Source organism: Legionella spiritensis (assembly GCF_900186965.1).
GTDB classification, from domain to species: Bacteria; Pseudomonadota; Gammaproteobacteria; order Legionellales; family Legionellaceae; genus Legionella_C; species Legionella_C spiritensis.
Genome location: NZ_LT906457.1, coordinates 134,497 through 151,565, shown reverse-complemented (window position 1 = coordinate 151,565; position 17,069 = coordinate 134,497). Strand labels below are relative to the sequence as shown.

Sequence of the window (17,069 nt, the reverse complement as noted above, 5' to 3'; positions counted from 1 at the left end):
TCGATCAAGACTGTTTCACCCCGTATTTCGATCGCGGCATGGAACTTTTTTCACTCCCGGGTGTCTAATCAAGTGAGCATTTCCCCGAATGCTTATTCCCGTATTCGCCCTCTTTTACGGGAATGCGCTTTTAACATTAAAAGCGCGAAAACTTTCCCCGGCTACCTGGCCGGGGTTTTTTTGCCCGCAAAACCCGTCTACAATATCAACTAACAGGTCTTGCAAAAAAAGGAAAACATCGTGCGTAGATTATCCTGCCTGGGGGTTGCGGTCATTCTGCTGTATCCGGTAACCGGTAGCGCCGCCATTGATGATACGCAATTATCCGTTTGGGCCAACGAAGCCATTGTCGCCACCTACACGTACAATTACAAAAATTATCTCACCAGGCAGCGTGACATCGCCAAATATTTCACTGCGGACGGCTGGATTCAGTACACAAAAGCGCTGAATGCCTCAAAATTACCGGAAACCGTGCAAAAAAATCTCTATTATGTGAGTGCCGTCGCCACCTTGCCTCCGGAAATCAAATCCACCGGCAGCGCACAGTGGCAAGCCACCATGCCGCTTCTGGTCATCTACAAAAATCCCCAGTACAAGCAAAAACAAACACTGAACATTACCATCAATTTCATGCAGGCTCCTTCCGGACAAGGCGTCAGGGGGTTGGTCATTAAAAATCTGCAGGCCAAAGTTGCCAAACCTGCCTGTCAATGTCAGCCGGAGGAAGCAATCAGCCAGCGATAACCCACAATCACCAGATGCAGCACAATAAGAAAAACAAGCAGCCCGATAATAAACGTCAGTTTTTTCGGCATGGCGATATCCAGCGCGGCCTGCCCTGGATCGTTGGGATTATAAAACACATCAATGTCCTCGTTTTTCTCATAAGCCATAGCAACGCGATAAGCCACCTTACGGGCATAGCGGCTGTGCGGCGAGTTATGGGACGTATCGAGAAATAAATATTCCCCGGTGTATTCCCGGCCGTTCACTTCGTAACGATATTCAATTTTCGGCCAGAGACGATGGCCTGCACGCGTCCAGTTAAATAACGTAATACGTCCTTTGGTCAGCAACCATTCCTGACTTGCCTTGATAGCCTTTCTCTCCTGTCTGAAATGCCTGAGCATCAGCAAAAGAACACAAAGCCAGAGAACATCCAGAATACTATGCCAGGGATCCATGTTAGCCCTATCGCTTCTTAAACAATGAATGAAAGATGGCTAAATCCTAGTGCAAATCACAGCCATTAGCAAAAAAACACCAGGTTCTGTGTACCAATTTTTTTCCGATCGAAAACAAGGCAACTATTGTTGCACACCAAATAATAATGTCTTGTAGCCCGTCATGAAGGCGCAGCCGAAATGCGGGAAAACGTTCCTGATTAGCACATCAAACCCGCAATACGGCCGCAGGCCTCCTTACGGGCTACTGCCTTTTCGCAAAAAAATGGTGCGAAGAAAATTTGGTTCACAGAGCCTGGACAATACGAACAAAAATCCATCGCCTTTATCCGTCCGGATTCCACGCCCCACTTGTTACCACAACTGAACTGAGTATAATCATGCCCATGTTGGCAGGAAAAATAAGGACAGCAATGATTGCGAAAACAACACTGCATGCAAATCACGTGGCATTAAAAGCCAAAATGGTTGATTTTCACGGATGGGACATGCCCTTGCATTACGGCTCTCAAATCGAAGAGCATCATGCCGTTCGTAACGACGCTGGAATGTTCGACGTGTCACATATGACCGTTGTTGACATCCTGGGAGCAGGCGGCAGACAATTTCTACGCAGGCTTTTGACCAACGACGTCGATCAACTGGCCCATACCGGCCGCGCGCTCTACAGTTGTATGTGTAACGAGCATGGCGGCATCATTGACGATCTGATTGTCTATCAACGCACCACGGACAATTACCGACTGGTGCTCAATTCGGCAACGCGCGCCCATGATTTGGCCTGGCTGCACGCCAAATGCGAAGGCTTTGCCGTCGGATTACAGGAACGTACGGAACTGGCCATGATAGCCGCACAGGGTCCCAACGCCTTGAACAAGGTCATGAGTGTGCTTACCCCGGCTCAAATTGACGCCGTTTCCACACTCACTCAATTTGAATGCGTGGATGTCGGCGACTGGTTTTTCGCCCGTACCGGCTATACCGGTGAAGACGGACTGGAAATCATTATTCCCGCTACCGCCATCACCGGACTATGGGATTCCCTGTTGCAAACCGGTGTTCAGCCTTGCGGTCTTGCCGCGCGGGATACGCTGAGACTGGAAGCGGGATTACTGCTTTATGGCCAGGACATGGATGAAACAACCACCCCTCTGGAGTCCGGTTTGGCCTGGACCATTAAATGGCAACCGGAAGACAGGGACTTTATTGGTATGGGTGCCTTGCTTTCTCAGAAACAACAGGGTGTACAACGAAAAATGGTCGGTCTTGTCCTGCAGGATAAAGGCATTATGAGAACAGGACAGCGCGTGGTCATCGAAGGGCATGCCGATGGCGTAATTACCAGCGGCACGTACTCTCCGACGCTTGGAAAATCCATTGCTTTAGCCCGGGTTCCGGCCAACACCGGAGAGCAGGTTTTTGTGGAGATCCGAAATAAACTCATACCGGCTGCGGTTGGCAAGCCTCGATTTGTCAAGCTGGGGAAAGCTATCGATCAACAAAAGCCTCAAGGCTTATAATTAAAGACAGAGAGGACAGAAAATGAAGGACTTGAAATATACGCATACTCACGAATGGTTAAAACCCGGCGATGATGAAATGACGATAGGCATTACCGATCACGCCCAGCAGTTACTCGGTGACATGGTATTTGTGGAATTGCCCGAAGAAGGTGATGAAGTACAGGCCGGAGATGAATTGGGTGTTGTGGAGTCCGTCAAAGCCGCGTCTGATTTTTACGCCCCGGTGAGTGGTGTTGTCATTGCCGTTAACGAACAAGTCAGCGCCGAACCGGCCCTGGTAAACAGCGACCCTTACGGAGCCGGCTGGCTGGTAAAAATCAAGGCAAGCAACCCTGATGAACTGAAAGAATTACTCGACAATGAGCAATACCAGAAAGAAATAGCGGAGGAGGTACACTAGCAATGCCTTATATTCCCCACACAGGTGAAGATGTCCAGGCCATGCTGGATAAAATTGGCGCATCCGGCATCGAGGAACTGTTTGATGAAATTCCCGCGTCACTCCGTCACGGTGAATTTAAGCATATACCTGCCGGATTGAGTGAAATGGGTATGTTACAACATGCCCGGCAACTCGCTGATCGCAATCAGAATGGCGTGTGCTTTATAGGTGCCGGATGTTACGAACACCACATTCCGGCCGCCGTGTGGGATATTGCCTCCCGGGGCGAATTTCTGACGGCTTATACGCCTTACCAGGCCGAAGCCAGTCAGGGAACCCTGCAATTATTGTACGAATACCAGACCATGATTGCCGAGTTAACCGGGATGGACGTGGCCAACGCGTCCATGTATGACGGCGCAACCGCCCTGGCCGAAGCGGTACTTATGGCCGTGCGTATCAACAAACGCAGCAAATCGAATCGTATTCTGGTTGCCGGTACCGTTCATCCGCTTTATCGGGAAACGCTGGAAACCATCGTTCGCAATCAGCATATTGAAATCATCACCCTTCCTTTTGACGAGAAACAAGGGATCACCTCATTATCCGCCCTGACACAATATGAGCAGGAAGACGTCACTGCCATAGTAATTGCCCAACCTAACTTTTTCGGTTGTCTGGAACAAGTCGATGAACTCTGCAACTGGGCAGCTTCACATCAGATCATTAGCATTGCCTGTGTCAATCCCGTTTCCCTGGGGTTATTAAAACCGCCTGGTCAATGGGGTAAGGAAGGCGTGGACATTGTATGCGGGGAAGGGCAGCCCCTGGGCGCACCGATGGCGTCCGGCGGCCCTTTTTTTGGTTTTTTCAGTACCCGCATGCAGTATGTGCGCCAGATACCAGGCCGTCTCATAGGACGAGCGGTTGATAAAGACGGGAAAACCGGCTTTACCCTGACCCTGCAGGCCCGCGAACAACATATTCGCCGCGGCAAGGCGACTTCCAATATCTGTACCAATCAAGGCCTGCTGGTGACTGCAGCTACGATTCACATGAGCCTGCTTGGGCCGGAAGGCCTTCATCAGGTCGCGCTGAATTGTCATCATAATACCCGTATTCTGGCGGACGCGTTAACCGCCATCCCGGGTGTTGAGCAAGTATTTACCGCACCTTGTTTTCATGAAGTTTTATTAAAACTCAACCAACCGGTTGATAGCATTCTGACCGAACTCAAGGACCACGGCATTACGGGCGGATACGCCATCGAATCTCATTACCCAAAGTTTGCCAACACCATGCTGGTATGCGCGACCGAAATGCGTACACAGGATGAAATATCCTGTTATGCCAATACCCTCAACCAAATCATGAGCAAGAGAGGCCGCTGATGTTTATCGTGCAACTGACTTACAAAACACCGATGAATGAGGTGGACAAATACCTGCAGGCACACCGTGAATTTCTCGAATACCATTACAAACAGGGTTTACTGATCGCGTCCGGACCGATGAAACCACGGACAGGAGGCATTATCATTGCCGCAACAGGCGATCGCACCCATCTGGAGAGCGTCTTGAAACAAGACCCCTATTATCTGGCAGAAATTGCCGATTATCAGATTATTGAATTTACACCGGTCAAACACTGCGAGGAATTAAAGGGAATCATCCAGAATTCGGAGGGCAAACTATGTTGATATTTGAACGATCACAGGGGACAAGACAGGCTGTTGCCCAATCCCCCAAAGCCTGTACACAAAAAACTGACATTCCCGCTCATTTTTTACGGGAACAGTTACCTCGCCTTCCCTCCTGTTCCGAGTTACAGGTGGTTCGGCATTATACGGGGCTTTCCCAGAAAAATTTTTCCATCGACAGTAATTTTTACCCGTTGGGTTCCTGCACGATGAAATATAACCCCCGAGGTGTTCATAAGGCGGCTATGATTCCGGGCTTTAATCAACGCCATCCTCTGGCGCCGGAAAAATCAAGCCAGGGTTATCTGGAAGCCATGTATACCCTTCAGAATTATCTGGCCGAAATTACCGGTATGGCAGGCGTGTCGCTAACACCTATGGCCGGCTCGCAGGGAGAGTTCGCCGGGGTTGCGATGATTAAGGCTTATCATCAATCCCGCGGCGATACCGCCCGGGATGAAATACTCATCCCGGACGCGGCACATGGTACCAATCCCGCATCGGCGGTTATGTGCGGCTTCAAGGTCGTTGAAATTGCAACGGGGAAAAACGGCGATATTGATCTGGAGGCGCTACGGCAAAAAATCGGTCCTCGTACAGCGGGCATTATGTTAACCAACCCCTCTACATTGGGATTGTTCATGCGCCAGATTCAGGACGTTGCCGCGATGGTTCATCAGGCCGGAGGACTGCTTTATTACGACGGAGCCAATTTGAACGCCATTCTCGGCAAGGTAAGACCGGGCGACATGGGTTTTGACGTCATGCATTTAAATTTGCATAAAACCTTTGCCACGCCCCACGGCGGGGGAGGGCCGGGAGCCGGCCCCGTTGCGGTCGGAAAAAGGCTTCTGCCGTTTCTACCCTTGCCAGTGGTGATGAAGGATGATGAACAACAATACCGCTGGGCGACACGTCAGGATTATCCCAACAGCATTGGCCGACTGTCCTGCTTTATGGGTAATGCCGGCATCCTTTTACGTGCCTATTTTTACATTAGGGTATTAGGCAGGGAAGGGTTGTTGCGAGTTTCGGAATACGCCACCTTAAACGCCAATTATCTGTTAACGACCCTGACCCAGGCGGGGTATAAGCCAGCTTATCCGGGCCGGCGCGCCAGCCATGAATTCATACTGACCCTGAATCAGGAAAAAAAGTCGTATGGCATTACCGCGATGGATCTGGCCAAGCGCTTACTGGATTATGGTTTTCATGCGCCAACAACCTATTTTCCTCTTCTGGTTCCCGAATGCCTGTTGATAGAACCGACTGAAACCGAATGCAAGGAAGAACTGGACGGCTTCATATCGGCCATGCAGGCGATACAAAACGAAGCAAGAAAAAATCCGGCCCTGTTAAAAGACGCACCGTTTACCATGCCCATCAAACGACTTGATGATGTTCGTGCCGCGCGTGAACTGGATCTGAATTTTTACAGCAAGCATCATTAATATCAGAGTTTGTAGTCCGTCATGGAGGCGAAACCGAAATGCGGGCTACCGATTTTTTACGAAAAACTGCCCTTGCAAGATTATATCAAATCGACAGATTCCGATTCTAAAAATATTTAAAAATAAAACACATAACTCCAAATTATTGTTTATACTTAATAAAAATTATGTGAATTTTGCATATGGAGCTCAATTCAGGGACTTTATTCGCAAGACAGGAGATTTTTAATTGCTCCGGATCAGTATGCGCCTATGAATTGCTCTATCGTGAAGGGAACTATCCGACCTCCAATCTCCCTCCCGGTGAGAGTGAGCAAGGTGACCGCGCCACCTCCTTCGTTATCTCGCATTTGTTTACCCACCTCAATTTTGAAACCATACTGGGTGCGCATCCCGCCTTCATCAATTTCACTCGCAAGCATCTCCTGGAGGAAATACCGCTTTTATTGCCCAAAAATCGCATAGTCATCGAAATACTGGAGAATACCCTCGTTGATAACGAGTTGCTGACAGTCGTTGCAAAGCTTGCTAAAAAAGGCTACAAATTCGCCCTTGATGATTTTGTCTATCATAAGGAGCTGGAACCGCTCATCGACATGGCCAATATTATTAAAATTGACGTATTGAACTTAAGCAAAGAAGACGTATTAAAGCAATTGAGCCACCTGCAACACTTCAAAGGCCGGCTGCTGGCGGAAAAAGTGGAAACCCGTCGGCAATTCGCTCATTGCAAGGAACTTGGTTTCGATTTGTTTCAAGGGTATTTTTTTAATCACCCCGATGTGATTCTTGGCCAGAAAATCTCGGAAAACAAAACCCACCTGCTGAAGTTGCTGACAGAAATCCATAATCCCAATATTCAGATGCAGCGTATCGAGGAAATGATCCTGCAAATTCCCAAACTTAGTTACCGCATCCTCAGGCTTTCAAATTCCGCAGCCTTGTATGCCGGTAAAAAAATCGAGACTCTTCTGGATGCCATTCAGCAACTCGGATTAATTCAAATTCGAGACTGGATCAGCCTTATACTGATATCAAGTCTTGATGATGTGGCGTTGTGCTTGCTGGAAAAAACCCTGATTCGCGCCAAGATGTGTCAATCGCTCGCTCGTCATGGTGGTTTCACCAACCCCCACCTGGCTTACACCATAGGAATGCTGTCTTATCTTGATGCCATATTCAACGAACCAATGGACACCCTGCTCAGTAAAATTTCATTGAGTGAGGAATTGAACAACGCCTTGCTGCACCATGAAGGCAAACTGGGGCGCGTGCTATCGGAAGTGAAATATTATGAACAAGGTCAGTTTGACAAATTAAACGACTCGCAATTTACCATGCCGCATTTCTCTTCGGCATATATGGCAGGTATCGAGCACTGCAACGAAATTCTGTTATTGATTAAATAGCAGGGTCTGGGCAAGACACCCTGACATCCTGAAAATGAACCAATGATATCTACCTGTCAAAACTGGAAAAACTGTCTGTCCGTCTTCTTTTCTTCATAAAAATGTCCTGTGCCGGACAAAACAACTAATTGTTTTTAAATTAAATAAAAAAACTTTGCGTTAAAAAAAATAATACGTTATAAAAGAATGATTCGGCTCAAGGATTGACCGATAAAGAAGGACAGCGTTGCATTGGCATGCGCTGATTACATGATTTTTTCATGGAGTGAAAAATGAACAGTAAAGTATTCTCACAACGATTTAACCGAGAATTATCACTGTTGGGTTTTCCCGAGGAGCTTGGGGAAAAAACCAAAGCCGTAGCGAAAGTTTTCGGCGTCACACGTCATCTGGCGAACGCCATGATTTTTGGGCATTTATTACCCTCATCCGAGCAATTGGATAAAATTGCCGAGATTCTGGAGGTATGCCCTCAATGGTTGAGCGGTATTTCCGACAGAAAAAAAGCGTACACCGGGAAAGAGACCAGCGAGAGCGTGTAGTCTGTCCTGAAGTCGGTTATACTAGTACCGTTTTCATTTGGCACTATTTTTTTACAAACGTGATCCCGCATTCCGCTTCCGCCTTCATGACGGGCTACATGTTTTTTGTAAAAGAACCGTAGCCCGTAAGGAGGCCTGCGGCCGTATTGCGGGTTTCATGGTCCAATATTGTACCAGAAGAACAGGTGAGTACCCGGAGATGAACGATATCCCGCATTTCGGCTTCGCCTTCATGACGGGCTACATGTTTTTTGTAAAAGAGCCGTAGCCCGCAAGAAGGCCTGCGGCCGTATTGCGGGATTGATGTCCCAATATTGTCCCGGGAGAACAGGTGTGTAGACATCTCACAACGTGAAGCGAAAATGTGAATAATTGAGAACCATTGAGACCGTGAATGAGGCGATTTAAACCATGGAATGCTTGAGTTATTGTATTGCCAATGCCATCGATCTGACCCGCCTGGACAATCATTTCAAGTCAAAGATAGCCGGTTATTCTTCAATACGATCACGAGATGTTTTAAAACTCAGTCCAACCGATCCTAAAAAATACACCCTGTTTATTTTTAAAAACGGCACGATTGTAACCTGGGGCATTAAACGCCATCAAATCAACACCTATCTTGACACCATCAAAATGTTTATTGAAAAACCGACGGCTTTTCTTGTCCAGGATGAATTCATCTACCGTATCGGCGATAAAATCGCTATTGAGCCGCATGATTATTTTGATGTTGACTGCCTGACTATTGAAGAAAACAGCGACGAATTAAAGCTCAGTTTATCCTATGGTTTTTCGCAATCGGTAAAACTGCAATATTTTGAAACCATTATTGAAGCATTGATTGAAAAATACACGCCATTAATCCGCAGCCTGTCGAGCAAGGGACATATGCCTATTTCCCGCAATCAGATCCGTCAGGTGATTGGTGAGATTCTGGGGGCCAAAAGCGAAATGAACCTCATCAGTAATTTTCTATATCATCCCAAGTATTTTTGGCAGCATCCTACCCTGGAAGAATATTACACCATGCTGGAACGTTATCTGCATATCCAGCGACGAGTCAACGCCATTAACCACCGCCTGGATACGTTGAATGAAATTTTTGATATGTTCAACAGCTATCTGGAAAACCGTCATTCCCATAGTCTGGAAGTGATTATCATTGTATTAATCGCCATTGAAATCATTTTCGGTGTTTTGAATATTCATTTTTAGAATCCGCATTTCATGAATCGTATTAAAAAGCACTTTCCACCTGACACGTCCTTTAAAACAGAATTACTGGCCGGCCTGACCACTTTCCTGACCATGGCCTACATCGCTTTTATCAATCCGGCCATTCTCCATAAAGCAGGTATGGATCAAGGTGCTGTTTTTACCGCGACGTGCCTGGTCACCGCCTTTGCCTGCACCTTAACGGGATGGTGGGCCAATGCGCCAATAGCTATCGCACCGGGTATGGCGCTTAACATCTATTTTTCCTATAGCCTGGTACAGGGCATGGGCATTGACTGGCAACACGCGCTGGCCATGGTTTTTATTTCAGGCGTGATTTTTTTTCTACTGACCCTGACCAGGCTGAGGCGCTTGCTGCTTGAGGCCATCCCGCCCAACCTGCAAGTGGCAATCCTCGTGGGTATCAGTCTGCTGATTGCCTTGATTGCCTTGAAAAACAATCAGATCATCGTCATGGACGCGCACGGTTTTATGAGGCTGGGCGATATGACGACGTTGCAAAACGGCTTGTTTTTCCTTGGCTTCCTACTGATTCTGGTCTTTGATTATTTTGCCGTACCGGCAGCTATCATTCTGGGGATTTTAAGTATCAGCCTCCTCAGTCTTGTGTTTGGCCTCACAACCTGGCAAGGCGTCATGGCCTGGCCGCCATCCATGGCGGCAACTTTTCTCAAGCTTGATTTTTCCGGATTATTCTCCGTTACCGGCATAAAAGCCATTTTCACCTTTTTTCTCATTGCCTTGTTTGACGCGACCGGCACATTGATGGGTTTATTGAATCAATCGGTTTTAAAACAGGGCGAGGATTACCAGCAACAATTCAGCAAAAGTTTGTCTTCCGACGCCGCAGCCTCCACTTTGGCAGGACTTTTAGGCTCTGCGAGTACCTCTCCGTTCATCGAATCGGCCGTCGGTATTGTGGCCGGAGGACGTACTGGCGTAACCGCATTGGTCGTTGCAGCCGGCTTTCTGTGCATGCTGTTTTTCTTTCCTCTTGCGCAGATGATACCGGGCTACGCCGTTGGTCCGGCGCTTCTGTATGTCGCCTGTTGTATGATGAAACATCTGGCTAATCTGGAATTAACCGACATCAGCGAAACGGCGCCCTGCCTTATCACCATCATGATGATCCCTTTTACGTCGTCCATTGCCGATGGCATAGGAGGAGGCATCATTCTCTTCACGTTCCTGAAACTGGTTGCACGCCAGCGCCCTCATCCGTTGCTTCTTGTTTTAAGTCTGATTTTTTTGTTGTTCTTCTGGCTCGGTTAATGTCCGATAAACCTGAACGCAAATCCTGTCGCAACCACATGGATGCTCCGGTCATATATTCCTTATTGAGTCTTATCCGTATAAGCTAGTACCACTTCCATTTGGTTTTGACAGGCGCCTGTCATTCCCGCGCAGGCGGGAATGACAAGAAACGGCGCACTTTGTGCAATGCTACCTGTCAAAACCAAATGGAAACAGTACTAGCTGGTAGTCGTGATACTCATTATTGCAAAGTCATTAACTGTAGCAAGGAACAGCAAATGCTTGAACAGTCTCTGCGCCACCATTATCAAAAATTTCTGGTTGATCCTCTGGTAAACAAAATAGATCGATTGTTTTCACCTGTACACATTACCCTGTTATCCGGTGTTCTGGGACTATTGTTCATACCGGCCTTGCTGATGGGATATACGATCCTGGCCATTGCGCTTCTGCTGGCTTCCGGCTATTGCGATACTCTGGACGGTTCGCTTGCCCGTCATCAAAACAACCCGTCCTCCATCGGCTCCGTGCTGGATATCATGATGGACAGATTCGTCGAGTTTACCGTCCTTTTTACGTTTTATCTTCTGAACCCCCAGGAAAGGGCGTTGACTGTGATTCTCATGCTTGGCAGTATCCTGCTCTGTATTACCAGTTTTCTGGTTGTCGGTATTTTTACCCAAAACGATTCTCATAAAAGCTTTCATTACAGCCCGGGACTGATGGAGAGGGCGGAAGCGTTCTGTTTCTTTATCGCCATGGTACTGTTACCGGATTACTTCAACATGCTGGCGATCGTATTTACCGTTCTGGTCTGTATAACGGCCCTGATCCGGATTCGACAATTCGTTCGGGCTGAATTATGGTTACGTAATAACTGAATCAAACGGATTATGCTATGATGTTTTATATATCAACGAGAACTATTATGTACAGGCTTTTACTCTGCTTTCTGCTCGTTACCAACACCGCTTTTGCCAAAACGGCACAAGCTATTTTTGCCGGAGGATGTTTCTGGTGCGTGGAAGCCGACTTTGACAAGGTCAAGGGTGTTTTGGCAACCATATCAGGCTTTGATGGCGGCTCTACTGAAAATCCGACCTATTCCCAGGTTTCCGCAGGCGGCACGGCATACGCCGAGTCGGTCAAAGTCATTTATAATCCGGATCAGGTCAGTTATCGTCAATTAGTCGATTATTTCGTTCATCACATTGACCCGACCGTAAAGGACGCCCAGTTTTGCGATCATGGCCATCAGTACCGAAGCGCTATTTTTTACCTCAATGATCAACAAAAGAAAATCGCCCTCGCGGCTAGAAAATCGCTGGAAAAACAATTTAAACAGGTTTACACGGAGGTGGTTCCCTCTACCCGGTTTTATGCCGCAGAAGGGTATCATCAGAATTATTATCAGAAAAATCCCTTGCGCTACAAATATTATCGTTACCGTTGCGGCCGGGATCAACGTGTGAAAGAGGTGTGGAGCCATGCGAAAAACTAAACGGATATTAACAGGACTGGCTGTATTTCTGCTTGCCGGCCAACTGATGGCAGAGTATGTGCCTGACTTTGACAAGGCAAAGAGATTGAAGGAATTAACCCCCCTGCAATATCAGGTTACTCAGAAATCAGCCACTGAAAAGCCTTTTGAAAATACCTACTGGAATAACAAGAAAGAAGGCATTTACGTCGATATCGTATCGGGCGAACCCTTGTTCAGTTCAACGGATAAATTCGTTTCCGGTACCGGTTGGCCCAGTTTTACCAAGCCTGTCGATCCGCAATTCATTGTCCAGAAAAAAGACCGGACATGGTTGTTTTTTGTTCGCACCGAGGTTCGCTCCAAATACGGCGACTCCCATCTTGGCCATGTTTTTCATGACGGACCGAAACCAACCGGTTTGCGTTATTGCATGAATTCGGCCGCGATGCGTTTCATTCCTAAAAAAGACATGGAAAAAGAAGGTTATGGACAATATCTCTACCTCTTCGAAAATTAACGCATTCATACGACGCTTTATCCCGTTAATTCTGCTGCTTTTGCTGCTTGTTCTTTTTTTTAGTTTCGGCCTGCAGAATTATTTAAGCTTCAAGTCCCTGCAACAACACCACCAGGCGTTGGAGCAGTGGACCAATGACCATTACGTTCAGGTCGCACTCCTGTTTTGCCTTGTTTATATCGTGGCGGTGGCCGTATCGATTCCCGGAGCGGTTTTTCTGACGCTGGCAGGCGGATTTCTGTTCGGGCCGTTGGGGGGCACCGTTTATGTCGTATTGAGTGCGACACTGGGGGCAACACTGTTGTATCTGGCTGTGCGTCTGGCCCTGGCTGACTGGATGACTAAAAAAACGGCCGGACGGCTGGCTGCGATGCGGGACGGGTTTCAGCAAGACGCTTTCCATTATCTGCTGGTACTGCGCCTTATTCCAGTTTTTCCTTTCTGGCTGGTGAATATCGTTCCGGCCTTGCTCAACGTCCCTGCCCGTCTGTTCATTACAGCCACGCTGATCGGCATTATTCCGGGCACATTTGTTTATGTCTCTATTGGCAATGGCTTAAACGCCATTTTTGCCAGTGGCCAGACGCCTAATCTCGCCATTATTTTCAAACCGGTTATTTTACTGCCTCTCCTTGGCCTGGCTTTACTGTCCTTGTTACCGATAGCCTACAAACGATGGGTCAAAAAAAATAAACCGCAAAACAACCATTGCGCGAATGATGATTCCTTTGACTAGGGCGCGTTTTTAAAGCAAATTTTTTCCGGCAGGGTGATGCTATGAAACTTTTCTGGCTGCTTGTTTTACTGATTAACGCAACTATCCCGGCGTACGCGGATCAGAGTTTCGCCCTTTCCGAGCACCTGGCTGCGGGACAGCAAGTGCTGCTGAAATTTGATCCCCAGACACCCGGGGAGAAAAACACCTTGCTGCATTTAAATAACGGGCTGGCCGTGACTTATGGACATATCATCAGCTTGGGTGATCTCTTTGGCGTAGTGGGCAAACCGGTCGCGCTTGGAAAAAATCAAACGGCACGGCGTCAGCGTTTTCTCGCCGCCTTCGCCACTCTGGCCGAAGAAAAAAGTGCCGTTACTGAGGCAATCCAGTTGAATCAGGTGATAGCGAATGAATTAAAAACTATCGAAGACGCAAGGAAAGCCGGGGAATCACCGGAAGAGGTTTACCGGCGCATTGGCAATGAAGTGGGGCGTCAGATTAATTGTATTACCGGTGGCGGTTGTACCAGTTCCGGCTGGTGGCTGGTACCGGGACGTTATTTAAAACTCGCCATGAAAAACTACGATCATTTTTCACCCTTTGCTGAAATAGCTTATATCACCGGCCATCAGTTAGCCATTGAGCAGGCAATAAGAGCGCATCACAGCGGTAAGCGGGGCGATCTGGAACAGGCTTACGCGCTTGATGCGCTGGCCTGTCATTATTTATCCGATTTATTTGCCGCAGGGCACTTGCGCACTCCGCGAAGAGAACTACAGGAACAAATTACTCCTGAAGTCGTTGGTTCTCTTCTCGCTAACTACATGCATAACGAAGAAAACGAGCAAGGCATCCGCGTTCATAACGGCCATGGTCATCACTGGTCGGTATTCGGGGATTTCTCCTATTTCAATTCGGCCAATAAAGAAAATCGGCAACAACTGGCCAATGCCCTGCAACATTCCGTCGATGACATTTTTACCGCTTACTACCAGGGTTACTCCGCACCGGCAACCGATAATTCAGGCGATATCCCCCAGGCTGATGAATACGGCCCGGAAGCAAAAGAGGCGATCTCGGCCTTGTTTTACTGGGATCAGAAAAGAAAAAAACTGATGCGGAGAAAGGATATCACCAATCCTCATGACCAAAGCTGGACGGACAACTGGTGGGGCTGGAGTACCTTGCTTGCTTTAAAAAAGCATTATGGCGTTGAACCTGACATGCAACCGTATTGGAAAAAACTGATCCATGAACGTGCCGAAACGAAATTGCCTGCTTCGGAAAGAAATACGATATCATATAACAGTAAAAAACCTGTTAATGACAAAGTATATGGCAAAAAATAAAAATTTTGTGCAATAATTAAATTATTTTCATAAGAGCTATCATGTTAATCTGTAATCGCCAAGTCACCGAATCACAGTTGCAAGCCCTTGACGAACTGGCCGAACTCTGTAAAAAAAACGACGGCGGCTTACCGGCTTTGTACCGTCATATATTAATCCATAAACGAGACGCTGAAAGTAACGTCTTTTTTTACCAGAATGACAAACTGATTGCCTTTCTTGGCGCTTATTTTTTTTATACCAACGCGTGTGAAATAAGCGTTATGGTCGCACCAACCCATCGCCGGCAAGGGATAGCGACGCAATTGGTGGAAACCATACTGCCTCTGGTGATTGCCAAAAATCTGGATATTATGGTTTTTTCCACCCCAACCGCCCTGCATGATCACTGGCTGCCCAATCTGGGATTCAGTTACCAGCAAACGGAATACCACATGCAACGGGAGGGTTACGACCCCATTCTCAGAAACAACCCCAAACTTGTCATACGCAAAGCGACGGAAGAAGACGTCGACACTCTGGCCACCATTGACAAAGCCTGTTTTCAGGACAGCTTTTCCAGCATGCCCCCTCATTTTTACAACTTGCTGAATGACAACAACTATTCCCTGTTCATCGCACTGCACCAGAACAAACCAGTCGGGAAGGCACATATTCACTGGCAAGAGAACCTTGCTTTTTTCTCCGACATTGCCATTTTACCGGAATTTCAGGGTCAAGGATTAGGCAGCGAACTTCTTTCTTTCTGTATCAATCAGGCGTTAACCCAGGGTAAAGCCAAAATTGCCCTGGACGTTGAAACCAGCAATCGTCATGCACTGGATCTCTATTTACGACACGGTTTCAAAATAGTGCTTGAACGCGATTACTGGTATATTCCTGTCGCCCAGCTGCAAAAGATGCTTGCGGCAAGAAAAATGAATAGCAACCTCACCTGAGGTGAAAAATAAGCCGTAGCTGACAAGACCGTCGCTTTTTCCCGGTAAAGTCATAATTCGGCTTGACAGATTTTCTTGCATCCCATTAGTATTGCTTTTTATCGCTTATGGAAAGCGCGAAGGGTAAGGAATGAAAAAAAGAGTAGTCATCACCGGCATGGAGATTGTATCCTCCATCGGTTGCAGTCTTGAAGCCTTCTGGCAGGCAGCCGTAGCAGGACAATGCGGAATTAAACATATAGAAAATTATGACGCAACCCCTTACCCCACCCGAATTGCGGGGGAAATCAGGGATTTTTCCCTTGATCATTTGCCGGAATTTAACAAAAGCAGACGTTATCCCCGCGCGACCCAATATGCCCTGTATTGCTGTCACCATGCTATAGAACGGTCGGGTCTGGAACCTGCGGATCTGTTGCACGGCGGAACCTTTATAGGCACAAGTCTGGGAGGGACGCCGGAACTGGAGTCTGCCTACAAATCGTTCTTCCTTGAAAGCTGGAAAAAAATACCCGCGTTAAGCGTCATTCGCGGTATGCCCAATTCGGTTGCCAATCACATCGCCATTGCCTTTGGCTTGAGAGGCCCCAACTCCACGGTTTCCAACGCCTGCGTTTCCTCTGCGGAAGCCATAGGCAACGCCTATCAACAGATTGCCCAGGGACGCCTGTCCGTTGCGGTATGCGGCGGCACCGAATCCCTCCTCTGGGAATCTCTGATGGCCGCCTGGTGCAAGCTGCGGGTTATGTCGACCAATAATGAACAGCCGGAACAATCCTGCCGTCCTTTTGATAAAAATCGTGACGGCATGGTTATGGCCGATGGCGCCGCGATATTAATTCTGGAAGAATTACAACATGCCAGGGCAAGGGGAGCCAACATTTTGGCTGAAATCGTCGGATTTGGAGCAAGTTGCGACGCGTATCATGTCACGGCACCCAGCAGCCAGGGACAAATTCAAGCGGTCAACACCGCTCTGGACGACGCCAGACTTGGTACGGGCGACATCCAATACATTAACGCCCACGGCACAGGAACTGTGCTCAACGATATCATCGAGACGGAAACCATCAAAACGGTTTTTGGTAAACGCGCCTACGAAATCCCGGTTACGGCCCAGAAAGCCATGACCGGACACGCCATCGGTGCCGCCGGAGCCATGGAAATTGTTGCGACCATATTAAGTCTTAAAAACGATATTCTGTTGCCCACCATTAATTTACACAATCCGGATCCCGCCTGCGATCTGGATTACATAGCCAATCATGCCCGCAAACAGCGCGTAGATATTGCCTTGTCGCAACATTTCGCCTTTGGTGGCGCCAATGCGGTGATGCTGCTGCAACGCGCACCCTGACCATAGAAAAACAATTCCTGA

General features: G+C 47.8%; 18 protein-coding genes. 17 read left to right on the top strand and 1 reads right to left on the bottom strand.

The features are described 5' to 3' along the window. Positions 1–240: 240 nt before the first annotated feature. A complete protein-coding gene (locus tag CKW05_RS00735; RefSeq protein ID WP_193392661.1) occupies positions 241–747 on the top strand; it encodes a DotI/IcmL family type IV secretion protein in 507 nt (168 codons plus the stop codon). Here CKW05_RS00735 and CKW05_RS00730 read toward each other — a convergent pair. Further along, positions 717–1,187 (bottom strand): DUF3592 domain-containing protein, encoded by a 471-nt coding sequence (locus CKW05_RS00730; RefSeq protein ID WP_058484000.1) that lies wholly within the window; start codon positions 1,185–1,187, stop codon positions 717–719. The genes CKW05_RS00735 and CKW05_RS00730 overlap by 31 nt on opposite strands. 413 nt (positions 1,188–1,600) lie before the next feature. Between CKW05_RS00730 and gcvT the strand changes: the two genes are divergently transcribed. The 16 genes from gcvT (at position 1,601) to CKW05_RS00650 (ending at position 17,048) form a co-directional block, all read left to right on the top strand. Further along, positions 1,601–2,707: a glycine cleavage system aminomethyltransferase GcvT gene (gene gcvT, locus CKW05_RS00725; protein WP_058484001.1), complete on the top strand. Its 1,107-nt coding sequence runs from the start codon at positions 1,601–1,603 to the stop codon at positions 2,705–2,707. Positions 2,708–2,729: 22 nt separating this feature from the next. After that, on the top strand, positions 2,730–3,110 hold the full coding sequence (gcvH, locus tag CKW05_RS00720; protein ID WP_058484002.1) for a glycine cleavage system protein GcvH: 381 nt from the start codon (positions 2,730–2,732) through the stop codon (positions 3,108–3,110). Between the two features lie 2 nt (positions 3,111–3,112). Next, positions 3,113–4,483 carry an aminomethyl-transferring glycine dehydrogenase subunit GcvPA gene (gene gcvPA / locus CKW05_RS00715; RefSeq protein ID WP_058484003.1) on the top strand — a complete coding sequence of 457 codons (1,371 nt, stop codon included), beginning with the start codon at positions 3,113–3,115 and terminating at the stop codon, positions 4,481–4,483. Further along, positions 4,483–4,791 carry a YciI family protein gene (locus CKW05_RS00710; RefSeq protein ID WP_058484004.1) on the top strand — a complete coding sequence of 103 codons (309 nt, stop codon included), beginning with the start codon at positions 4,483–4,485 and terminating at the stop codon, positions 4,789–4,791. Before gcvPA ends, CKW05_RS00710 begins: the two co-directional genes overlap by 1 nt. After that, on the top strand, positions 4,785–6,242 hold the full coding sequence (gene gcvPB / locus CKW05_RS00705) for an aminomethyl-transferring glycine dehydrogenase subunit GcvPB (protein ID WP_058484005.1): 1,458 nt from the start codon (positions 4,785–4,787) through the stop codon (positions 6,240–6,242). The genes CKW05_RS00710 and gcvPB overlap by 7 nt, the downstream gene beginning before the upstream one ends. A gap of 182 nt (positions 6,243–6,424) precedes the next feature. Then, positions 6,425–7,651, top strand: a complete 1,227-nt coding sequence (locus CKW05_RS00700) for an EAL and HDOD domain-containing protein (protein WP_095140525.1) — start codon at positions 6,425–6,427, stop codon at positions 7,649–7,651. Positions 7,652–7,923: 272 nt separating this feature from the next. After that, positions 7,924–8,193 (top strand): hypothetical protein, encoded by a 270-nt coding sequence (locus tag CKW05_RS00695; protein WP_058484007.1) that lies wholly within the window; start codon positions 7,924–7,926, stop codon positions 8,191–8,193. A 411-nt stretch (positions 8,194–8,604) separates the two neighbouring features. Next, the gene (locus CKW05_RS00690) at positions 8,605–9,411 is read left to right on the top strand and encodes an RMD1 family protein (protein WP_058484008.1); all 807 of its coding nucleotides are present in this window, start codon (positions 8,605–8,607) and stop codon (positions 9,409–9,411) included. A 12-nt stretch (positions 9,412–9,423) separates the two neighbouring features. Beyond that, positions 9,424–10,704 carry an NCS2 family permease gene (locus CKW05_RS00685; protein WP_058484009.1) on the top strand — a complete coding sequence of 427 codons (1,281 nt, stop codon included), beginning with the start codon at positions 9,424–9,426 and terminating at the stop codon, positions 10,702–10,704. Positions 10,705–10,964: 260 nt separating this feature from the next. Then, the gene (locus CKW05_RS00680; RefSeq protein ID WP_058484010.1) at positions 10,965–11,567 is read left to right on the top strand and encodes a CDP-alcohol phosphatidyltransferase family protein; all 603 of its coding nucleotides are present in this window, start codon (positions 10,965–10,967) and stop codon (positions 11,565–11,567) included. A 17-nt stretch (positions 11,568–11,584) separates the two neighbouring features. Beyond that, a complete protein-coding gene (gene msrA / locus CKW05_RS00675; protein ID WP_231950647.1) occupies positions 11,585–12,187 on the top strand; it encodes a peptide-methionine (S)-S-oxide reductase MsrA in 603 nt (200 codons plus the stop codon). 46 nt (positions 12,188–12,233) lie between these two features. After that, complete coding sequence (msrB, locus tag CKW05_RS00670) at positions 12,234–12,686, top strand: peptide-methionine (R)-S-oxide reductase MsrB (RefSeq protein ID WP_165481199.1); 453 nt, start codon at positions 12,234–12,236, stop codon at positions 12,684–12,686. Further along, positions 12,655–13,422 carry a TVP38/TMEM64 family protein gene (locus tag CKW05_RS00665; RefSeq protein ID WP_197697349.1) on the top strand — a complete coding sequence of 256 codons (768 nt, stop codon included), beginning with the start codon at positions 12,655–12,657 and terminating at the stop codon, positions 13,420–13,422. Before msrB ends, CKW05_RS00665 begins: the two co-directional genes overlap by 32 nt. 41 nt (positions 13,423–13,463) lie before the next feature. Beyond that, positions 13,464–14,753, top strand: a complete 1,290-nt coding sequence (locus CKW05_RS00660; protein ID WP_058484012.1) for a hypothetical protein — start codon at positions 13,464–13,466, stop codon at positions 14,751–14,753. 41 nt (positions 14,754–14,794) lie between these two features. Next, positions 14,795–15,691 (top strand): GNAT family N-acetyltransferase, encoded by an 897-nt coding sequence (locus tag CKW05_RS00655; protein ID WP_058484013.1) that lies wholly within the window; start codon positions 14,795–14,797, stop codon positions 15,689–15,691. 130 nt (positions 15,692–15,821) lie between these two features. Next, complete coding sequence (locus CKW05_RS00650) at positions 15,822–17,048, top strand: beta-ketoacyl-[acyl-carrier-protein] synthase family protein (RefSeq protein ID WP_058484014.1); 1,227 nt, start codon at positions 15,822–15,824, stop codon at positions 17,046–17,048. Positions 17,049–17,069 lie beyond the last annotated feature (21 nt).

Excerpts from the sequence above, each read along its gene's own strand:
- CKW05_RS00730 (WP_058484000.1), bottom strand. The coding sequence starts at position 1,187 with ATGGATCCCTGGCATAGTATTCTGGATGTTCTCTGGCTTTGTGTTCTT.
- gcvT (WP_058484001.1), top strand. The coding sequence starts at position 1,601 with ATGATTGCGAAAACAACACTGCATGCAAATCACGTGGCATTAAAAGCC.
- gcvH (WP_058484002.1), top strand. The coding sequence starts at position 2,730 with ATGAAGGACTTGAAATATACGCATACTCACGAATGGTTAAAACCCGGC.
- gcvPA (WP_058484003.1), top strand. The coding sequence starts at position 3,113 with ATGCCTTATATTCCCCACACAGGTGAAGATGTCCAGGCCATGCTGGAT.
- CKW05_RS00710 (WP_058484004.1), top strand. The coding sequence starts at position 4,483 with ATGTTTATCGTGCAACTGACTTACAAAACACCGATGAATGAGGTGGAC.
- gcvPB (WP_058484005.1), top strand. The coding sequence starts at position 4,785 with ATGTTGATATTTGAACGATCACAGGGGACAAGACAGGCTGTTGCCCAA.
- CKW05_RS00700 (WP_095140525.1), top strand. The coding sequence starts at position 6,425 with ATGGAGCTCAATTCAGGGACTTTATTCGCAAGACAGGAGATTTTTAAT.
- CKW05_RS00695 (WP_058484007.1), top strand. The coding sequence starts at position 7,924 with ATGAACAGTAAAGTATTCTCACAACGATTTAACCGAGAATTATCACTG.
- CKW05_RS00690 (WP_058484008.1), top strand. The coding sequence starts at position 8,605 with ATGGAATGCTTGAGTTATTGTATTGCCAATGCCATCGATCTGACCCGC.
- CKW05_RS00685 (WP_058484009.1), top strand. The coding sequence starts at position 9,424 with ATGAATCGTATTAAAAAGCACTTTCCACCTGACACGTCCTTTAAAACA.
- CKW05_RS00680 (WP_058484010.1), top strand. The coding sequence starts at position 10,965 with ATGCTTGAACAGTCTCTGCGCCACCATTATCAAAAATTTCTGGTTGAT.
- msrA (WP_231950647.1), top strand. The coding sequence starts at position 11,585 with ATGATGTTTTATATATCAACGAGAACTATTATGTACAGGCTTTTACTC.
- msrB (WP_165481199.1), top strand. The coding sequence starts at position 12,234 with ATGGCAGAGTATGTGCCTGACTTTGACAAGGCAAAGAGATTGAAGGAA.
- CKW05_RS00665 (WP_197697349.1), top strand. The coding sequence starts at position 12,655 with ATGGACAATATCTCTACCTCTTCGAAAATTAACGCATTCATACGACGC.
- CKW05_RS00660 (WP_058484012.1), top strand. The coding sequence starts at position 13,464 with ATGAAACTTTTCTGGCTGCTTGTTTTACTGATTAACGCAACTATCCCG.
- CKW05_RS00655 (WP_058484013.1), top strand. The coding sequence starts at position 14,795 with ATGTTAATCTGTAATCGCCAAGTCACCGAATCACAGTTGCAAGCCCTT.
- CKW05_RS00650 (WP_058484014.1), top strand. The coding sequence starts at position 15,822 with ATGAAAAAAAGAGTAGTCATCACCGGCATGGAGATTGTATCCTCCATC.